The sequence below is a fragment of the Rhodophyticola sp. genome, from assembly GCF_965284195.1.
Taxonomy (GTDB): Bacteria; Pseudomonadota; Alphaproteobacteria; order Rhodobacterales; family Rhodobacteraceae; genus Rhodophyticola.
The window spans coordinates 3,906,647-3,924,836 of record NZ_CBDIRM010000001.1; the positions used below are offsets into that span (position 1 = coordinate 3,906,647).

21 protein-coding genes are annotated in these 18,190 nt (G+C 65.7%); 6 read left to right on the top strand and 15 right to left on the bottom strand.

Translation table 11 applies throughout. The features are described 5' to 3' along the window. Nucleotides 1–41: 41 nt before the first annotated feature. Together ACQ651_RS19500 and ACQ651_RS19505 are read right to left on the bottom strand one after the other, a co-directional pair. The gene (locus ACQ651_RS19500; protein ID WP_430450216.1) at nucleotides 42–503 is read right to left on the bottom strand and encodes an N-acetyltransferase family protein; all 462 of its coding nucleotides are present in this window, start codon (nucleotides 501–503) and stop codon (nucleotides 42–44) included. A 30-nt stretch (nucleotides 504–533) separates the two neighbouring features. Further along, nucleotides 534–1,058 carry a DUF4329 domain-containing protein gene (locus ACQ651_RS19505; RefSeq protein WP_227284551.1) on the bottom strand — a complete coding sequence of 175 codons (525 nt, stop codon included), beginning with the start codon at nucleotides 1,056–1,058 and terminating at the stop codon, nucleotides 534–536. Between the two features lie 136 nt (nucleotides 1,059–1,194). On the opposite strand from ACQ651_RS19505, the gene ACQ651_RS19510 reads away from it, so the two are divergent. Then, nucleotides 1,195–1,368 carry a hypothetical protein gene (locus tag ACQ651_RS19510; protein WP_227284550.1) on the top strand — a complete coding sequence of 58 codons (174 nt, stop codon included), beginning with the start codon at nucleotides 1,195–1,197 and terminating at the stop codon, nucleotides 1,366–1,368. A gap of 88 nt (nucleotides 1,369–1,456) precedes the next feature. Here ACQ651_RS19510 and ACQ651_RS19515 read toward each other — a convergent pair whose 3' ends face one another. Both ACQ651_RS19515 and ACQ651_RS19520 read right to left on the bottom strand, forming a co-directional pair. Next, nucleotides 1,457–1,663 (bottom strand): cold-shock protein, encoded by a 207-nt coding sequence (locus ACQ651_RS19515; protein ID WP_121896372.1) that lies wholly within the window; start codon nucleotides 1,661–1,663, stop codon nucleotides 1,457–1,459. Nucleotides 1,664–1,939: 276 nt separating this feature from the next. Continuing rightward, nucleotides 1,940–4,489: a glycosyltransferase gene (locus ACQ651_RS19520; RefSeq protein ID WP_227284548.1), complete on the bottom strand. Its 2,550-nt coding sequence runs from the start codon at nucleotides 4,487–4,489 to the stop codon at nucleotides 1,940–1,942. Between the two features lie 281 nt (nucleotides 4,490–4,770). Here ACQ651_RS19520 and ACQ651_RS19525 point away from each other — a divergent pair, with 281 nt between their 5' ends. Both ACQ651_RS19525 and ACQ651_RS19530 read left to right on the top strand, forming a co-directional pair. Then, on the top strand, nucleotides 4,771–5,691 hold the full coding sequence (locus ACQ651_RS19525; RefSeq protein WP_375550713.1) for a ring-cleaving dioxygenase: 921 nt from the start codon (nucleotides 4,771–4,773) through the stop codon (nucleotides 5,689–5,691). Continuing rightward, on the top strand, nucleotides 5,688–6,347 hold the full coding sequence (locus ACQ651_RS19530) for an alpha/beta hydrolase (protein WP_430450217.1): 660 nt from the start codon (nucleotides 5,688–5,690) through the stop codon (nucleotides 6,345–6,347). Before ACQ651_RS19525 ends, ACQ651_RS19530 begins: the two co-directional genes overlap by 4 nt. 24 nt (nucleotides 6,348–6,371) lie before the next feature. Here ACQ651_RS19530 and ACQ651_RS19535 read toward each other — a convergent pair whose 3' ends face one another. From ACQ651_RS19535 to ACQ651_RS19560, 6 genes are all read right to left on the bottom strand, one after another. Further along, the gene (locus ACQ651_RS19535; RefSeq protein ID WP_430450218.1) at nucleotides 6,372–7,919 is read right to left on the bottom strand and encodes a polyamine aminopropyltransferase; all 1,548 of its coding nucleotides are present in this window, start codon (nucleotides 7,917–7,919) and stop codon (nucleotides 6,372–6,374) included. Continuing rightward, nucleotides 7,916–8,140, bottom strand: coding sequence for a DUF350 domain-containing protein (locus ACQ651_RS19540; RefSeq protein WP_227284544.1), 225 nt, complete (start codon nucleotides 8,138–8,140; stop codon nucleotides 7,916–7,918). Before ACQ651_RS19540 ends, ACQ651_RS19535 begins: the two co-directional genes overlap by 4 nt. A 19-nt stretch (nucleotides 8,141–8,159) precedes the next feature. Further along, on the bottom strand, nucleotides 8,160–8,330 hold the full coding sequence (locus tag ACQ651_RS19545; protein WP_158598912.1) for a hypothetical protein: 171 nt from the start codon (nucleotides 8,328–8,330) through the stop codon (nucleotides 8,160–8,162). 12 nt (nucleotides 8,331–8,342) lie between these two features. Beyond that, nucleotides 8,343–9,638, bottom strand: a complete 1,296-nt coding sequence (locus ACQ651_RS19550; protein ID WP_430450219.1) for a DUF4178 domain-containing protein — start codon at nucleotides 9,636–9,638, stop codon at nucleotides 8,343–8,345. Continuing rightward, the gene (locus ACQ651_RS19555) at nucleotides 9,635–10,258 is read right to left on the bottom strand and encodes a DUF4178 domain-containing protein (RefSeq protein WP_430450220.1); all 624 of its coding nucleotides are present in this window, start codon (nucleotides 10,256–10,258) and stop codon (nucleotides 9,635–9,637) included. The genes ACQ651_RS19550 and ACQ651_RS19555 overlap by 4 nt, the downstream gene beginning before the upstream one ends. Before the next feature lie 84 nt (nucleotides 10,259–10,342). After that, nucleotides 10,343–11,713 (bottom strand): aspartate aminotransferase family protein, encoded by a 1,371-nt coding sequence (locus tag ACQ651_RS19560; protein ID WP_430450221.1) that lies wholly within the window; start codon nucleotides 11,711–11,713, stop codon nucleotides 10,343–10,345. A gap of 332 nt (nucleotides 11,714–12,045) precedes the next feature. Between ACQ651_RS19560 and ACQ651_RS19565 the strand changes: the two genes are divergently transcribed. The 3 genes from ACQ651_RS19565 to ACQ651_RS19575 are packed head-to-tail and all read left to right on the top strand — an operon-like array spanning nucleotide 12,046 to nucleotide 14,659. Then, on the top strand, nucleotides 12,046–12,351 hold the full coding sequence (locus ACQ651_RS19565; protein WP_430450222.1) for a hypothetical protein: 306 nt from the start codon (nucleotides 12,046–12,048) through the stop codon (nucleotides 12,349–12,351). A 56-nt stretch (nucleotides 12,352–12,407) separates the two neighbouring features. Next, a complete protein-coding gene (locus ACQ651_RS19570) occupies nucleotides 12,408–13,934 on the top strand; it encodes an ATP-dependent DNA helicase (RefSeq protein WP_430450223.1) in 1,527 nt (508 codons plus the stop codon). Then, on the top strand, nucleotides 13,931–14,659 hold the full coding sequence (locus ACQ651_RS19575) for an SDR family oxidoreductase (protein WP_375550706.1): 729 nt from the start codon (nucleotides 13,931–13,933) through the stop codon (nucleotides 14,657–14,659). Before ACQ651_RS19570 ends, ACQ651_RS19575 begins: the two co-directional genes overlap by 4 nt. Here ACQ651_RS19575 and ACQ651_RS19580 read toward each other — a convergent pair. The 5 genes from ACQ651_RS19580 to ACQ651_RS19600 all read right to left on the bottom strand — a co-directional run bounded on the left by ACQ651_RS19580 (nucleotide 14,656) and on the right by ACQ651_RS19600 (nucleotide 18,187). Next, complete coding sequence (locus ACQ651_RS19580) at nucleotides 14,656–15,033, bottom strand: nuclear transport factor 2 family protein (RefSeq protein WP_430450224.1); 378 nt, start codon at nucleotides 15,031–15,033, stop codon at nucleotides 14,656–14,658. The two genes, ACQ651_RS19575 and ACQ651_RS19580, sit on opposite strands and share 4 nt — an antisense overlap. Continuing rightward, nucleotides 15,030–15,782 (bottom strand): TIGR02186 family protein, encoded by a 753-nt coding sequence (locus ACQ651_RS19585; protein WP_430450225.1) that lies wholly within the window; start codon nucleotides 15,780–15,782, stop codon nucleotides 15,030–15,032. Before ACQ651_RS19585 ends, ACQ651_RS19580 begins: the two co-directional genes overlap by 4 nt. Further along, the gene (locus tag ACQ651_RS19590; protein WP_227284534.1) at nucleotides 15,779–16,702 is read right to left on the bottom strand and encodes a sulfite exporter TauE/SafE family protein; all 924 of its coding nucleotides are present in this window, start codon (nucleotides 16,700–16,702) and stop codon (nucleotides 15,779–15,781) included. The genes ACQ651_RS19585 and ACQ651_RS19590 overlap by 4 nt, the downstream gene beginning before the upstream one ends. A gap of 229 nt (nucleotides 16,703–16,931) precedes the next feature. Then, nucleotides 16,932–17,897 (bottom strand): ABC transporter permease, encoded by a 966-nt coding sequence (locus tag ACQ651_RS19595; RefSeq protein WP_227284533.1) that lies wholly within the window; start codon nucleotides 17,895–17,897, stop codon nucleotides 16,932–16,934. After that, a complete protein-coding gene (locus ACQ651_RS19600; RefSeq protein ID WP_430450226.1) occupies nucleotides 17,885–18,187 on the bottom strand; it encodes a hypothetical protein in 303 nt (100 codons plus the stop codon). The genes ACQ651_RS19595 and ACQ651_RS19600 overlap by 13 nt, the downstream gene beginning before the upstream one ends. Nucleotides 18,188–18,190 lie beyond the last annotated feature (3 nt).

The window sequence follows — 18,190 nt, forward strand, 5'->3', positions numbered from 1 at the left end:
GACAGACGGCGCGCGCAGGTGCAGGGTGCTGCGCCTCGTTCTCAGGGGAGCTCATAGCATTTGCAGATGGCGCTATCCGTCCTGCGGTATGTTCTGAAGCCCATGGCCTCGTAATAGGCAAGGCCAAGGGGATTGTCCGCGCCGATGGTCGCGTCGATCTTCCGAAATCCGGCCGCAATGGCGGCCTCTCGCGAGGCGGCGAACAACCGGGAGCCGATGCCCCGGCGCGCGGCCTGCGGGCTGACATGGGTGCCGATGATGCCCCAGCCGGGCTCCACCCCGTAGGGATTGTCTTCGGTCGCGCGTTTGAGCGACTGCAAGCCCAGTATCCTGCCGCTGCCATCCTCGGCGACGGTACACGCGATCCGGTGCGGATCGGCGATGTAATGCGACAGGACGAAGGCCTTGTCGCTGGCATTGCTGCGCAGCCCTGCCGCCACAAGCTGTTCCAGCACATCGCTGATACCCCCGGCGTCGCCGGTTTCGGCGGGTCTGATCCGCATGAAGTCGCTCTCCTCGCCTTTCGTCGCCGCTCAGCGCTGCCCGAACCGGGCGCGCAGGCCTTCCAGCGTGTATTGCTTGGCGACGGGACCATGCTCCTCGGGCTGAAAATTCGGATCCGACGGCAGGCAATCGCGGCCACAGACCTGATGCATGTTGCCGGTTTGCCCGTTGACGAACCAGAGCCGCCCGCCGGGCGTGGAGACCCAGCCGTTTATCCCCTGCCTCATGTCGCCTTCGACATCGACGGTCGACGGGACCTCCCCGTCATAGCCCTGGCCCCAGGCCGCATGGGTATGCCAGGAGGACAGGACCTCCGCACCGGGTGGCAGGGGCAGGCTCGCGCAGGAGGCATGGCCGCCCCAACTGACCTTGGTGCTTTCCAGCTCGCCGGAGGGCGCGCGCAGCACATACCCGCATACCTCTCGGTTGAATTCGATCGACAGCGGGTTCATGTTTCTGAAAAGCGCCGTGATGAACTCGGTTTCCTCGGCACTCTGTGCCTGAGCGAGGGGGGCCGTCATCAGGCCGAGCACAAGCGCAAGGATCAATCGCATCACATCAACTCCGTAGAACGCGGGCCTGTGCCATGATAAGAGATATTCCGGCGTTTGCCAGTGCCTTGGGACCGGCTGGACGGCTATCCGGGATGCACTAGGTGGAATCCCGGGGACAGGCAAGGGCAGGGACATCATGGTCAGATCAGAGTTGGAAAACGCATCCGGTACGGAGGTTGCCCTGCGCAACACGCCGGAGGTGGACCGCGACATGCGGCTGTGGCTGAAGGCGGGGTATTTCGCGATGCTGTTCTGCCTCTGGAGCAGCTTCATCATCCCGATCGTCTTCGTCATTCAGATGCGGTGGTAGATCAGGCGCGTAAGAAAAACGGGCGCTGCCCGAAGGCGCGCCCGTTTTGAAATCCCAGAGCCCGCCGGTCAGGCGGGCGCGTTCCGGCTTATGCCAGAGCCAGATTGGTCGCGCTTTCGCGACCGTCACGGCCTGCTTCCACGTCGAAGGTGACCTTCTGGCCATCATTCAGACCGGTCAGACCGGCGCGTTCCACGGCAGAGATGTGCACGAACACGTCGCGCGATCCGCCTTCGGGCTCGATGAAGCCGAAGCCTTTAGTTGCGTTGAACCATTTTACGGTGCCATTGGCCATCCGCTTTTCTCCTTTGAAATCAACTGCCCGCGTAGTGCGGCAGCTATGGCGTCAGTCAGTGGCAGGTCGAGTCGTGGCGCCTATGGTAGGGAGACAGCGGGTCGATTTGCGGTAACGGTCGCAAGGGCCATATGGGGCGGGGCCGCACATAAAGCAAGATAATTCGCGCGGGCACCGGCAAGACCCCGCCTATCGGGCCCGGGTCGGACAGCGGTACAGGTCGCGGTGCAGGCCCCCGAACCGGGGCGACCTCGCGTGCAGAGAACCGGCATTCGATCAATCGGCAGCGGCGATCCTGGCGGTCTCGGCGGGAGCCATTGCGGCGGACAGATCCGCGATGAGGCGGGAGGTGCCGCGGCGCGAGATGACCCGGTTGGGCGGGCCGGCCTGCCGCACCGCCTCGGCCTGCGCGCCCAGATCGAAGCAGAAGACGGGCAAGCCCGTCGCCAGCGCCTCATGGGTCACGAAGGAGAAGGTTTCGGGCCAGATCGAGGGGATGAGCCAGTGGCTGACCCCGTATCTGGCGACCAGATCGGGGATCTCCCCGATCGCATAGCTGCCATGGATCGGCACCCAGTCGGGCATGGGGAACGCCCGGTCGAAATTGCCGATGACGGCCATGTCGAACGGGCGCTGCCCGGGGCCGGTCAGCTTCTTGCAGATCGCGGACACGACGCCGGCGCCCTTTTGCATGCCGATATCGCCCAGCACGCCGAGAACCGGGCGCGGGCCTTCGGGCGGGCGCAGAATGGCGGGCACCCTGGCCAGCATCTCGTGCGGGGCGACGGTGATCCGGTCGGCGGCTTCGGGATAGGCGGCGGTGACCAGATCGCGGCTGTCCCGGGAAAAGACCGTCAAACCGTCGGCCTTGGCGATCAGCGCGCCCCAGGCTTTGCGCCAGTCCCGCAAGGGGACATGGGTGCCGTCGGGGCGCAGGATGCTGTGGATCCTGGCGGTGCTGTCGGCGGCGGGCACGCCGGTGAAGCGGTTTTCCTCGTCCAGCAGCACGTAAGAGGGGCTGAGCGGGAAGAAATCGTGGAAAAGGATCTCCAGCCGATCCTCGGGCCCCCGTTTCAGGCCGGACAGGATCTCGGGCAGGCCGACCGGATCCGCATCGCCGACACCGCAGGAGTAGATCACCCTGCGCGGTCCGGTGGATGCCAGCAGCCCGGTGACAAGAACCAGATTTCCGGTGTGCCCCGAGATGGTTCCGAACGCGCCGTGGACCTCCAGCGTCAGGCGGCTGGCGCCGCCCACGCGCAGCACGACGGCCGCCCCGCCCGCCGCGATCCGGCGGCTGATTTCCCGTTCGAGATAGCGTTCCGCCCCGCCGCCGAGACTATGGGCGAGGTAGATCGGCAACGGATCGGCGGTCAGGCTGCCGGCCCAGGCGATGGCCAGCGCGAGACGCACGGATTTCAGCGGGTCGGTCGCGATGAAGTCCTGCACCTGGGCATCGTAGCGGGGATAGCGCCGGGAAATGGTTGCGCCGTTGCGCCGAAGCAGTTCCTGCTTCTGGAGCGTGCCGAAGCTTTCCCCGCCGCGATGTTCGACGAAGAGATTGCCAAGCCCGATATGGCGCCCGCCAAGGGCGGCTGCTTTCTGGCACCAATCGACCTCTTCGCCATAGCCGCGCCCGAAGACGGTATCGAGAGCGGGAAGCCGCCGGAGAAACGCGGCATTGATCGCCATGCAGAAGCCGACGCCTGTGGGCGTTGCGGCCTGCCCCGCGACGGGGTCGATCCACCGCGCGGCCCGGTCGATCAGGTCGGCCTGCCCGGGCAGAAGGACATTTCGCCTGCAGATGCCGGGGACCGAGAAGATCTCGGCATCGTTGGACATGGGCGTAACCGTCGCCACCTTGTCCCCGGTCAGGATCGGTTGCATCAGCCGGGAGGCCCAGCCCTGCGGCACGAACGCGTCGGAATTCAGCAAGATGACGTGCTCGCCCAGATCGCGCGCCCGCGCCAGCCCGCGGTTGACGCTGCCGATGAAGCCGAGATTTTGCTCGTTTTCCAGCAACTCCACCGGGGCGTCGGAGCCAAGCCCCTCGCGCCAGTCCCGCAGATAGGGGCGGACCGCCGGATCGCTGGAACAGTCCTCCAGAATGATCAGGCGAAAGGGAATATCGGTGTGCCGCATCACCCGGTCCAGCACCTCGGGCAGGAGATCGAGGGCGTTGTAGACAGGCAGGATGATCGTGACGGTGCCGGTTCCGGCGCTTGATTCCTGCGTTTCCGCCCTTGCCCCGGTCATCGCCGCGGGATGGGCCGTATCGGTGCGGGCAAAGAGATCATCATCCAGAAGGCCGCGGCCCGAGGGGCTGCGGTCGAACCCCAGTTCGGATATGATCCGGCTGTAGGCGCGCGTGTCCCGAAACAGTTTCCAGCGCAGGATCGGCCCGATATTGCGAAACAGAAGCCGGGCGAATTCGGGCCGCAGCGCGCGTTGCGCGGCCCGCACCTCCGCCGTGCCGGGGCCGGGCAGGGGCTGTGCATGGCCGAAGCTTCCGGTCACGCTGGTCAGGGTCAGGTCGGTGCCGTCGCGCGGCATGGTCAACTCGAAGCCCAGGGCGGCCGTGTCGGCAAGGTTCAGCGCGGAAGCGACATCGGGGCGCGGGATATCCGGGCGGGCAACACCGGATTGCGTTTCGCTGGACAGGATCAGATGGGACGCGGTGGACCAGCCCACCACATGCACATGATCCCCGGCCAATGTGTAGAAATCCACATAGCCTGTCGGATGGTCCGGATCGGGGCCCAAGGGAAAGCCCGGCATTTTCAACGTGATGTGCTGATCGGCATATCGGCTGAAAATAGATCTCAATCGTGAAATCATGGTGGGCGAAACGTCCCGTAACCAGCGCGATTGTCAAAAAAACGCCGCTCTGGAATGATCAAGCGGTATGGAAATGAAACGCTAGCTGATTTCCCCAGACCTCACAAGGGCGGGCCCGTTGGCCCCGGAAACCGGCGTTTCGGGGAGTGGGCGCAGTGCATTTCCGCACAACCTTCGCGCGTGTATGTGCATTGATGTAGGGAGATGCCGACCCAGCTTTCCAGCAAGCGGGGCCGCTTGCCCCATTCACGATCTGGAGGAGATATCAGATGACCCATTCGATCCCCGGCCTGCACCATGTGACGGCCATTTCCGGCCCGCCTCAGGCCAATGTCGATTTCTTCACCGGCGTGCTGGGCCAGCGTCTGGTCAAGAAGACTGTGAATTTCGACGATCCGGGCACCTACCATCTGTATTACGGCGATCGGACGGGCAGCCCCGGCACGATCCTGACGTTTTTTCCGTTTGCCGATGCGGGGCCGGGCCGGGCTGGGCCGGGCATGGCCTCCGCCTATGGGTATGCGGTGCCTGCGGGGCGGTTCGACCCCTGGATGGAGCGGCTGGCCGAAGCGGCCGTGGCTTTCGACGGGCCCGTGGAGCGTTTTGGCGCCCGGGTGATCACCCTTGCGGACCCCGACGGCGCGCCGGTGGAACTGATCGAGACCGACCGCGAGAGCGCGGAGGATCTGGACGGGTTTCACTCCGTCACGCTCTGGGAGCGGGATACCGAGCCGACCGCGCGGCTTCTGGTGGATGTGTTCGGCTATGAGCAGGCCGGTCATGAGCCGACCGGCGGGGTGGAACGCCTGCGTCTGAAAGCGCCGGGTGATGCGCGCGGTGCGGTGGTCGATCTGATCCGGTCCGATGCCCCCTCTATCGGGCGGCAGGGCGCCGGAAGCATCCATCATGTGGCGTTCCGCGCCGAAGACGACGCGGTGCAGCAGGCGTGGCGCGAGACGCTGACAAGCGCCGGGTTCGGGCCGACGCCGGTGATCGACCGGCAGTATTTCAACGCGATCTATTTCCGGGAACCGGGCGGAGTTCTGTTCGAGATCGCGACCGATCCGCCGGGCTTTGCGGTGGATGAGGATGTTGCCGATCTGGGCAGCGCGCTGAAGCTGCCGGCTCAATACGAGTCGCAGCGCGACCGCCTCGAACAGGTGCTGCCGCCCCTCAAGGTAACCCCATGAGCAACCGGGCCCTGCTGTCGTTTGGCGGGGCCAGCCCGGGCCGGGCGGCCCGGGGCCTCGTCCTGGCGCATGGGCGCGGTGGCTCCGCGGCCGACATTCTGGACCTGGGCGCGGCGCTTGGTCTGCCCGATGTCGCGCTGGCGGCTCCGGATGCCATCGGGCAAAGCTGGTGGCCCACGTCGTTTCTGGCGCCGCATGCACAGATGGCCCCTTATCTGGAGGCGGGATTGCATGCGCTGGACCGGGCGGTGGAGGCGCTGGTGGAGGGTGGCCTGGCGCGGGACCGCATCGCGGTGGCGGGCTTCAGTCAGGGGGCCTGTCTGGCGCTGGAATACGGGGCGCGAAGCGCCGGTCTGGGGGCGGTCATCGGCCTGTCCGGCGGGCTGGTGGGCACGGGCGACGCCGGTGGCGGCGCGACCGATGCGCTCTACGGGTATGGGCGCAAGCTTTTCGACTATGACAACCGGCTGGAGGGCACCCCCGTCGTGATCGCGGTTCATGCGCGCGACCCGCATATCCCGCTGGCCCGCGCCGAAGATAGCGCCAAGGTGTTCCGGACTCTGGGCGCGGAGGTGGAGCTTCAGGTCACACCCGGCGACGGGCACGGGATAACCGGCGACGGGATGGCGGCCATGCGCCGCCTGCTGAACCGTTAGCAGGGCTTTCCAGCGCCGGACGGATCAGCGGAACCAGTGGTTCCATCCGGCGTGATAAAGCGGCACCAGCGGATGGCCCTGAATGGAGTTGACCTCCGCCTGCAGGGGCGCGGTATCGAGGCCGAAGACCCGGGCGGCCTGCCAGACCCCGGGCGTGAGGAAACGCAGGTTTTCGGGCAGGACCGGCGTGCGATCCGTCAGGCCCATGGGACCGGCGATGACAAAGCCCCAATCGCCGAAGCTGGGCACGTAGACGTGATAGGGCAGCGTGGCGAGACCCGCGCCGGGGGCTTGCGGGTTGCGGGTGGCCGCCAGGGTCGCCTCGATCGTCCAGAAGGCCTGCCGCGCGAATGTGGGCGACCCGGCCTGCGTCACGAAAAGCCCCTGCGCGGAGAGGCGCTCGACCAGCATGGCGTAAAACTCGATCGAGTAAAGCTTTGACACTGCGATGGTTTTCGGGTCCGGCAGGTCGGCGATGATCACATCGTAAATGGCGGTATCCTCGGCGATGAAGGCCCAGGCATCGGCGTTGACGACGGTCACGCGCGGATCGTTGAACGCGTTTCGGTTGAGCGGGGTCAGGGCCGGATTGGTCGCGAACAGCTCCGTCACGCGCGGGTCCAGATCCACCAGCGTGACGGTCTCCACATCGTCATGGCGCAGCACCTCGCGAAGCGCCATGCCGTCGCCGCCGCCAAGGATCAGCACATCCGACCGCCGCGGGGCGAGGCCCATGGCCGGATGGACCAGCGCCTCGTGGTAGCGGTGTTCGTCCAGCGTGTCGAACTGGATCGACTGATCGAGGAACAGCCGGATCCGCTCGTCGAAGCGGGTGATGGTGATGGCCTGATACGGGGTCTGTTCGGAGAGGATGACGTCGTCTTCGAACAGCCGCGCATCGATTGCGGAGACGAGCCGGTCGCTCGCGGCGAGGCCGATCAGGGCAAGCCCCAGAAACCCGGCCCAGGGCAGCCAGAGGCTGCGGCCCAGCCGGTCGCGGAAAAGCCAGAGCGAAAACCCCGCCACCAGCAGGTTCAGCACGCCGAAGGCGAGGCTGGCCGCGATCAGGGAGAGGTTCGGGATGATCAGAAGCGGAAAGGCGAGGCTGGCGGCAAGCGCGCCGATGTAATCCGCGGTCAGCACGTTTTCGAAGCGGAACTCGGCCGCCCCGATCTGTTTCAGCACCCGGGTGATCAGGGGGATTTCCATGCCCGACAGCACGCCGATGATGATCAGCAGCCCGTAAAGCGGCAAGCCGACGCTGCCCGACCAGGCATAGGCGAAGAACAGGACCGGCCCCGACGCGCCGCCGAAGACGCCAAGGGCGATCTGCGCCCGCACGAACCCGCCAAGGGCATCGCCGACAAAGCGCGACAGATAGGCCCCCAGGCCCATCGCGGACAGGAATACCCCGATCACGAAGGAAAACTGCCGGATCGAATCCCCGATCAGATAGCTGGAGATCGTGGCCGCGATCAGCTCGTAGATCAGGCCCGCGACGGCAACCACGAAGGTGGCCGCCAGAAGCCAGGCGACCTTGGGCGTGACCTCGGACCGTGAGGAGGCGGTCAAGACAGGATGACGGCGGCGATGATGATCGAGATCGAGATGAAGACCGCGCTGATCAGCACGGCCAGGGCGGTGTTCTGATCCTCTTCGATCTCCTTGACGATCGAGAAGGGGGTCATCAGATCGAGCACTTTCCACGCGATCCACAAAAGTACCAGCCCGATGCCGGTGTAAAACAGCGTGGAGACGAATTCGGCCAGAACGATCAGCTCAAACGGGTTCATGGGACGGGCTCCTTTTGGGTCATTTGATACGGCCGAGCGAATTGTAGCCACCGCCCGGGCTGCCGGCGCGGATCGAGGCGGCGGTGGCGATATCCCGGCTTTCGCGACCGATGCCGTAATAGGACAGATAGCCTGCGCCCAGAAGGGCGAGGCTGCAGCCGACCAGTATGACGACGCGAAACGGGGTCATGGGCGGGCCTTTCTAATCTTCATCAGTCCAGTCCGAGCCGGACCAGCGGCGTTTTTCATACAATGCGTAGCGGCCTTGCAGCGCCAGGGCGCCCAGAAGGAACACAACCGTCATGGCCCCCATCCAGAGAGAGGTCGTCACCTTCTGACGCACCGATATGGTGACGTAGGAGAGCGGGCTATGATTGCCCTGCCAGCTTTCCGCCTCCTCCAGATCCAGCGTGATCCGATGCACGCCGGTGTCCGCGGGCCGGAACAGATAATGCGCGCGGCGCGAACCTTCGGACCATCGCTCGCCGCCATCGGTGCCGGAGTAATACTGCGCCGCGCGCATCCCCTCGACCACAGGCTCGCCCGCCGCATTCAGGATCTCGGTCGAGAAGAGCGCATAGGCGTTGCTGACATCGGTTTGCAGGTCCACGCGAACCAGCTGATCGGTCGAGGTGAGCGTGAAGTCGTAGGTTTGCGGCAGATCGCGGACCGGCACCCGGTCGACGTTCAGCACCCTGTCACCGGGCAACATCCACAGGGCCAGGGTCAGGAAAAGCGCGAGGGCGGCAAAGCCAAGCAGCGCGGCACGCAGGAAGCCTTCGTCCTTCAACGGTTTGAAAGGGGTCAGGGGATGGGGTTCCGTCACGCGGATTGTGGCCGGATCGATGCCAAGCTGGGCGCAGATCCGTTCGGTCGGGAGCAGGATCGAGCGTTCCACCTCGCGTTCGTTCCGGCTGAAGGAATAGCTCAGCATCGCCTCACGGGACATCAGCGTGACGGCGGTCTTGCTCTCCCCCAGTTTGGGGAGCCAGTTGAACTCCCCTTCCATGAAATCGATGCGCGCCGTGCTGGTCTCGTAGTAGCGGTAATGGCCGTCGTTCAGCCGGGCGCGCGGCGGGCTTTCGGCGCGTTCCACCTGCGCGGTGCCGATCCACATGGGCGAGGGCAGGTCGCGCAGCTTGCGGGTGAAGACAAAGGCGCCGCTTTCATAGCTGAGCCATGCGTAGCCGTGGGTGGGCGAAAACAGCTGATGCTCGGTCCAGCGCCAGGTTTCGCCGCGATAGGTCTCGATCATCCCGAGCGTGCCGATGACGGTGAAATCCGCGCCTTCGATGGTCGCCGTCATGCCGATATTCACCGGGCTGAACGGGTGGTCCCGTTTGCCGATGGAGGTCAGGATCCTGTACTTGTCCTGCGCGTCGAGAACCGCGCCGCAATAGCCGCAGACATGGGTTCGCACGCGGCCCCCGCCCAGCACGCCCAGGCCCGCGCCGCATTGCGTGCAATTGATCGAGGAGAGATCGGTGGTGCGGGTCATGCCGCGCGGTCCGGCTTCAGATCGAACGGGTCGAGCCAGCGGCCCCTGTACCATGCGCGGCCCCCGGCCCAGAACTCGCCGGAGATAAGCGCGCCATCGTCGCCGGCGGCGTTCACGAAGTCGTGCCGCTCCCCGATTTCCATGACTTCGGGGAACTCCCCGCGAATGGCAACGCAGGCGGCGGTGTCGGCCTCCGTCACGGTGTAGGTCTCGCCCTCCACCCGGAAGCTGGAGCCAAGCGGGGGCGCCCCGTTCCATTTCGGAGCCTGTCCCTCCGGCAGCGCGGTCTGGAGGATCACATCGCCCTCGTCGATGCTGATCCAGGCGCCATTGCCGCTGCCGTCGAGGGCCCAAAGCTCATCCCACCAGCCGCGCCCGTAGTCGAACCGGGCATGGCCCACCATCCGGTAGACATGCCGCCCGACGCGCAGCTTGTCGCCAAGGCCGAGCAGCATCGGGACTTCATGCATCTCGCCATGGTTGCCGATCGGGGCCAGCGCATCAGCCTCCCGGAACAGCGTCGTGCCGCAGGAGGGGCAATCGAACATCCGCATCGATTTTTGCAGGCGGTCGAAGCCATTGCCGCAGTTCGGGCAGGAAAGATGGCCTTTGGGCGTCATGAAAAGATATCAGAAAATCGGGTCATATGATGCCGAACTGGTACCTCATGCGGGGGGTGCGGAGCAATGAAAAGCGCGCCGGGTCTAGCCCAGGACCTCGGCCACCGCCCCGGCCGTGGCCGTTATCACGGTATCGGCCTCCTCCCGGGTCAGGCAGAGCGGCGGGGCGAAGCCGATGATGTCGCCCTGCGGCATCGCCCGCGCGATCACCCCGCGCCGGCCCATGGCGGCCACGATCTGCGGTGTGATCTTGCGGTCGGGGTCGAAATAGGTGCGGCTGTCGCGGTCGGCGATCAGTTCCACCGCCGTCAGCATGCCTTCGCCGCGGATCTCGCCCACATGGGGGTGGTCGCCAAGCGCCGCCTGCATCTGCGCGGTGAGGTAGGGCCCCACGGTGGCCGCATTCTCGACAAGGCCAAGGCTGTTGATGAGCTTGAGATTGGCAACGCCCGCGGCGGCACCGATGGGATGGGCCGAATAGGTCCAGCCATGGCCGATGGGTCCGTTTTCGTCCGTCCCCTGTTCCAGCACCTTCCAGACCTTTTCCGATACGATCGAGCCCGACAACGGGGCATAGGCGGAGGTCAGCCCCTTGGCGATGGTCATGATATCGGGGGTCAGCCCGTAGGCGGGGCTGGCGAACATATGACCCAGACGGCCAAACCCGGTGATCACCTCGTCCGCGATCAGCAGAATATCGTGCTTTTCCAGGATCGGCGTGATCGCCTCCCAATAGCCTTCGGGCGGGGGGACGATGCCGCCGGTGCCCAGCATGGGTTCGGCGATGAAGGCGGCGATCGTCTCCGCCCCCTCGGTGTCGATCAGTTGTTCCAGATCGGCGGCGCATTGCGCGGAAAACAGGGTCTCCGACATCTCCCGGGTGTCGCGGCGATAATAATAGGGGCTGGTGGTGTGCCGCACCATGTCGAGCGGCAGATCGAATTTCCTGTGGAACAGGCTGAGCCCGGTGAGCGAGCCGCTCATCAGCCCCGATCCGTGATAAGCGCGCCAGCGGCTGATGATCTTCTTCTTTCGGGGCAGCCCGCGGATGTTGTTGTAGTACCAGACCAGCTTTATGTTGGTTTCATTCGCGTCAGACCCGCCCTGACCGAAATAGACCTTGGACATGTGATCGGGCGCGCGGTCCATCACCATCTTGGACAGGGTCACCGACGCTTCGGTGCCGTGGCCCATATAGGCGTGGTAATAGGCCAGCTCGCGCGCCTGTTCGGCAATCGCGTCGGCGATTTCGGTGCGGCCATACCCCACGTTCACGCAATACAGCCCGGCAAAGGCATCGAGCAGGCGGTTGCCGTCGCGGTCGGTGATGTAGCAGCCTTCGCCCCCGGTGATGATCCGGCCCTGCACCTCGCCGCGCGCATGCTGCGCCAGATGGGTGGAGGGGTGGAGGAAACTGTCGCGGTCCCATTGGGACAGTTGATCATTGGTCAGCATTTGGGGCCCCTTTTTCTCGATATCCGCAGTCTAGCGGAGAACGGCGCGGGTGGTGCAAGGACAATCTATCGCAGATGGACGCGGCGGGGTGTCCGGCTGGTCCGGCCCGCCGGGCGCGGGCGGGCATGCCGTCCGCCCGGCCGGGCCTCTGTTGCCAGAATGCACCGCTTTTGTTAACCAGTTATTAATAAACTGCCGGTCGCGCGCGCCTTTCGTTGTTAATGCCGACGGGCAGGGCGTAGTTCATTGGTCACTGACCAGACGCCGCAGAACGCGGGCCCTGAATGGCGGGCAAAGCCCGGTCACCCACCCGGAACGGGACACGTAAGACCATGACTGCCGACGATCCCGATACGCTGCTGGAAGCCGTATTGGAAATTCTGATGAGACTTCCGAAAAGTCCTGAACAGGTGCTGTCGCAGATCGCCGCAGATCACGCGGATCTGCGCACGCTGCGCCTGATCCGGGTGCTGCTTGAGGCCGATGCGATGATCACCGCGACCTTCAATGGCGGCGCCGATCAGCGGGGCGATGCGCGGCTGGCCCGGGCGGTGGCCGTGCATCTGGCGAAGCTGGCCGATCTGGTCGAAGAGGCGCGACCGGGCGCGCCTGTCCTGTTGCGCGATCTGGCACTCTAGGCCCGCGCGCGGTTTGGCCGTGGCACTCGGGCGGGGGCCGGGCTAGGGTCGCGCCCATGACGCGCCCCGCTGTTTCCTTTTCCGACGATCAGGCCTCCGCCTACGATGCGATTGCGGAGATGCTGCGCGCCGCCGGCGTGGATCTGGACCGCGATACCCTGACGCCGATGGCGGAGGGCAAATCCGCGGTGATGGCGGTGATCGGCAAGGCCGGCAGCGGCAAGACCCTGTTGCTGGCCCATCTGGTGGACGCGCTGGTCAGCGCGGGCGTTGACCTCGTGTCGGGCGATTGGGAAGGCCGCCGCCGCAGGGACCGGCGCACCGTCGCGATTCTGGCCCCCACGAACAAGGCAGCAAGCGTGCTGCGGACGCGGGGCGTGCCCGCGACGACGATCCATCGCATCCTTTACACGCCGGTCTATGACCCGGAATACGAGAAAGTCGCCGAATGGCTGGCCGGTCAGGGCGAGCGGCCCGAGATCGAGGCGCTGAGCGATACGGCGCTGGACCGGGCCAGGGTGGTGTATGACGCGCATAAATCGGTGCCGGCCGCCCTGGCCGCCGCGGGGCTGCGCGGGTCCGATTTCATCACCGGCTGGAAGCGGCGCGAAGACCCGCTGCATATCGGGCTGGTCGATGAAAGCTCGATGCTGGATCAAAAGCAGTTCGAGGATTTGCAGGAGATTTTCCCCACTCTCGTTCTGTTCGGCGATCCCGCGCAGTTGGCCCCGGTCGGTCAGTCGGGCGCGATGGTGTTCGATCAGCTGAAAGGCCCCCGCAAGCAGGAACTGGCCCGGGTCCACCGGCAGGAGGCGGACAACCCGATCCTTGATCTGGCCCATGCCCTTGGCGACCCCGCGCTCAGCTTCGAGCAGTTCGAGCGGATGATCGAGGAGGCGGCGCGGACCGATGACCGGATCGTCGTCGCGCCGCGCGCCGACAGCGATCTGATGGCGCGCAGCCCGGTTCTGGTCTGGCGCAATGCGACCCGCATTCGCCTGATCCGCGCGTTCCGCATGGCCCATGGCGCGCCAGAGGATGCGCTTCTGCCGGGGGAGCCGCTGATCTGCGACGGGATCGAACTGCCGATCAAGCATCGGAAGAAACGGATCGACCTTGAGGCGCGCGGCCTGATCAAGGGCGCGCAGGTGGTCTATATCGGGCCCGGCACCAAGCCGGGGTTTTCGCGGCTGCATGTGGTGGGCGCGGAAAGCCCGCGCCTGTCGGCGGCCTCCATCGTGAAGATCGAAAAGCCGGGGGAGGAGGAGCCCTTCATCCCCTTCGCGGCGCGGATGGGCGCCACATTTCTGCATGGGGCGGCGGTGACGACCCACAAGGCGCAGGGCAGCCAGTGGGAAACGGTGCAGGTCTTCGCGCCCGATCTTTATGCCGCCGCGCGCGCCGGGCGGGAAGAGGCCGGGCAGGCGCTGTGGAAGCGGCTGGCCTATGTGGCGATCACCCGCGCCGAGGAACGGCTGATCTGGGTCACGCGCTATATGCTGTCGAAACCGCAGGCGGTTCTGGGGGTCGACGATCTGGAGGTGCCCGCGGAGCCGCTGGCCCTGCACGTGGAGGAGACATGAAGACCATTCTGATCACCGGGGCGAGTTCCGGAATTGGCCGTGCCACGGCGGAGCTGTTTCTGGCCGAGGGCTGGCGCGTGGGATTGCTCGCGCGCCGCGCCGGACGGCTGGAGGCGCTTGCAGGGGGGCGGCAATCGGCGATGTGCCTGCCCGCCGATGTGAGCGATCTGGCGGCGGTCGAGGCGGCGGTTGCGGCGCTGGCCGAAAAATGGGGCCGGCTGGATGCCGTTTTCAACAATGCGGGCATCTTCACGCCCCAGGGCACGATTGACGAGATCGACCCCGATGACTGGCACCGCAGCCTGGCGGTGAACCTGACCGGCATGTTTAACACCGCCCGCGCCGCGTTCGCCCAAATGCGCGCGCAGGATCCGCAAGGCGGGCGGATCATCAACAACGGGTCGCTTTCGGCCCATTCGCCGCGCGAAGGCTCCGTCTGCTATACCACCACGAAACACGGGGTGACCGGGCTGACCAGAACGCTGAGCCTCGACGGGCGGCGGTTCGGGATCGCGGCGGGACAGATCGATATCGGCAATGCGCGGACCGAACTGGTCGACAAGCTGAATGAGCGGATGCTGGCCGAGGGCAAGCCGCTGATGGACATGATGGATGTGGCCGACGCGGCGCGGTCGGTGCTGCACATGGCAAGCTTGCCGCCTTCGGCCAATGTGCTGTTCCAGACGGTGCTGGCGACGAATATGCCCTATGTCGGGCGCGGCTAGATGCGCCGGACCCATTGCGCCCGCCATTCCGGCGGATCGTAGGGATCGGGCCAGTATTCCACCTGTTTCGTGATCCGGCCCGCGCGGACGGTGTGAAAGGTGAGCGCCACGGCCTCTATCGCGCCGTCGGTCACGTGAACCTCCGTCACCACGGTGTCGCCCTCGGCCACGAGGCGGCGGATATCGAAACGCCAGCGCCCGCTGGCCGGATAGGCGGTGTTCACGGCGGCGAAGGCCGCGGGCCCCTCGATCACCTCGCCCGACTGGGGCCAATCGAGACGAAAATCGGGGCTGAGCCAGCGGCTTGCCGCATGAAAATCATTGCTGGCCATCGCGTCCCAGAAACCGCGCACGGTGTCGGCGGGGCCGGTCATGCGCGGATGTACCGGAACACCGCCGAGGCGAGCCAGCCCGCGGCGATTGCGATGACCAGCGACAGGATGCCGTAGATCAGCGGACGGTCATGGGCGAGATTGTAGATCAGCCGTTCAAGGCCGACCTTGCGCACCGCGATCACGGTGTCGTATTCGGCGATGATTTCGCGGTTCCGGGTCAGGAAGATCCGTGTGCGGTAACTGCCTTCGACCAGATTTGCGGGCAGCCGGACGGAGGTATCGAACAGCGTGTCATCGCGCAGGCTCACCGCCCCTTCGTTCAATTGGTAGAGGCCGTTCTCCTCCCTGATGCGGATCAGCGCGCGGGTGAAACTCGGCTGATCGCTCACGCCCGAGCCCACCACGCGGATCGCCCGGCGGATCGAGATCCGGTGGCGCAGATCGTTGGTGTCGCTCAGTACGTCGCGCAGCGGCGCCGTGGTGGACACGGCATAGAAGGTCGGCGCCTCATCCACCTCGGCGGCGTCGGTGTTGATCCAGATGCCGAAGCGGCGATCCTTGCGGCGCACGGTCACCGGCCGGTCGGGGCCTTCGACGGTGATGATCACCTCAAGCGGGCCGCTGCGCGGGATCGGCGCCTCCCGGCGGACCGCGCCGAAGATCAGGATCTCGGACCCGTCGAAATTGGTGGTGATCGCGATCTCGTCGCGGCTGAGACCGGCCACGACCTGCTCGGCCAGCGCAGGCGCGGGCAGGATCAGGGCCAGGATCAGGAGCAACCGTTTCAATGGGACCCCCCGTTGCCGAGGGAGTAGAGTTCCGCCGGTTCCAGAAGCAAATCCAGCGCCAGCCGACCGCAGACCGCCAGCACCATGATCGCCAGCAGGATACGCAGTTGTTCGGCCTTCATCTTGACACCGATCCGGGTGCCGATCTGCGCGCCGATGACGCCGCCCACCAGCAGTAGCACGGCCAGCACCATATCGACGGTGTAATTGGTCGTGGCGTGCAGAAGCGTGGCGAAGCCGGTGACGAAAATGATCTGGAAGAGCGATGTGCCGACGACGACCTTGGTGGGCATTCCGAGCAGATAGATCATCGCGGGCACCATGATGAAGCCGCCGCCCACGCCCATGATCGCCGCCAGCACACCGACCAGAAGCCCGACCAGCAGCGGCGGGATGACCGAGATGTAAAGGCCCGAGGTGCGGAACCGCATCTTGAACGGCAGGGCATGGATCCAGCCGCGATGCTTGCGGCGCGGAACAGGCGCATCGCCCGCCGCGCGCGCCCGGCGGATCGCGCGCAGGCTTTCGATGAACATCAGCCCGCCGATCAGGCCCAGAAACACGACATAACAGAGCCGCACCAGCAGATCGACCTGACCGAGGGCTGTCAGGATCGCGAAGACCTGAACGCCCGCCGCGGCCCCTACAAGCCCGCCTATGAGCAGGACCGTGCCCATCCTGAGATCCACGGTCTTGCGTTTGAGATGCGCCAGCACGCCGGAAAAGCTGGAGGCCACGATCTGGTTGGCTTCGGTCGCGACGGCGACGGCGGGGGGAATGCCGATGAAGAACAGCAACGGCGTCATCAGAAACCCGCCGCCGACGCCGAACATGCCCGACAGAACGCCGACCAACCCGCCCAAACCCAGCAGCAGAAAGGCGTTCACGCTGACCTCGGCGATGGGCAGGTAGATTTGCATGGGTTGGCTGAGGCCTCCGTCCTTATGGCTTCCCGTGTAGCGCGGCCCTTACGTCAATGCCAGAGTGTCGCACCCCGGGCCGGCTGCGACAGATCGGAACAGGATCGCTATGGAGCCATCGGGCTGTGCCCCGCCCCGGATTTTCGGGTCGCGCTGCCGGACGGAAACGCCGCGCGGCGCCCTGATCCGGGGCCGGTACCGGCATTGCCGGACGGACTCAGGCCGATCGTTACCGTTCCTTGACGTAGGGCTCCCCGCCGGCGCGCGGCGGGATCGCCTTGCCCACGAACCCTGCAAGGATCACCACGGTCAGGATATACGGCAGGGCCTGCATGAACTGCACCGGGATGGTCACGCCGACAAGCTCGATATTCTGATAGCGGTTGCCGACCGCATCCAGCAGCCCGAAGAGAAGACAGGCATAAAGCGCGTACCAGGGCCGCCACTTGGCGAAGATCAGCGCGGCAAGGGCGATGAAGCCGCGCCCGGCGCTCATGTCCTTCACAAATCCGGCGGCAAGGCTGGTGGCCAGATACGCGCCCGCAAGCCCGCACAGGACGCCGCAGATCATCACCGCCGCATAGCGCGCGCCCACCACCGAGATACCGGCGGTGTCCACGGCGGCGGGGTTTTCACCCACCGCGCGCAGGCGCAGGCCGAACCGGGTGCGAAACAGGATCCACCATGTCAGCGGCACGATCGCCAGCGCCATGTAGACTAGGATCGAATGGCCCGAGATCAGTTCGGAATAGATCGGCCCGATGATCGGGACATCGGCCATCGCATCGGCGAAGGGCAGGGTGATTTCCTGAAAGCGTGCGGCCCCTTGCAGCGGCGGCGTGCGCCCGCCTTGCTGAAACCATGTCTGGGCGATGACCACGGTCATGCCCGCGGCGAGGAAGTTGATCGCGACACCCGAGATCAGCTGATTTCCCCGGAAGGTGATAGAGGCCAGGCCGTGAATGCCCGACAGGACGCAGGATGCGGCAATCCCGGCCATCAGCCCGACCCAGACATTGCCGGAGGTGAAGGCGACGGCCGCCGAGAAGAAGGCGGCGGCCAGCATCTTGCCTTCCAGTCCGATGTCGAAAATGCCCGCACGTTCGGAATAGAGTCCCGCAAGGCAGGCCAGCAGCAGCGGCGTCGCCAGCCGGACGGTGCTGTCGAGGATTTGCAGGATGGTCAGGAAATCCATGGGCTCAGCTCCGGGATGTGGCGAGTTTGAAGGCGGCGAAGGCGAAGAAGAGACCCATGCCCGTTTCGATCTGGCGGCGCTTCGGGCTTCGTCAATTTGATGGCAGGCCCGCGCAGCACCATGTTCAGGCCCGTGGGCTCCTCGTCCTCGACCCCGTACGGCGCGTTCCGGCGGCGGCCTTGTGCCATCGAGGTGCCCATGACGGCCAGAATGCTGGGGCCGAGTACCAAGAACCCGGATGCGAAGATGCCGAGAGCCAGGAGCAATGCGGGCAGGTGCTGGGCGATCATCGG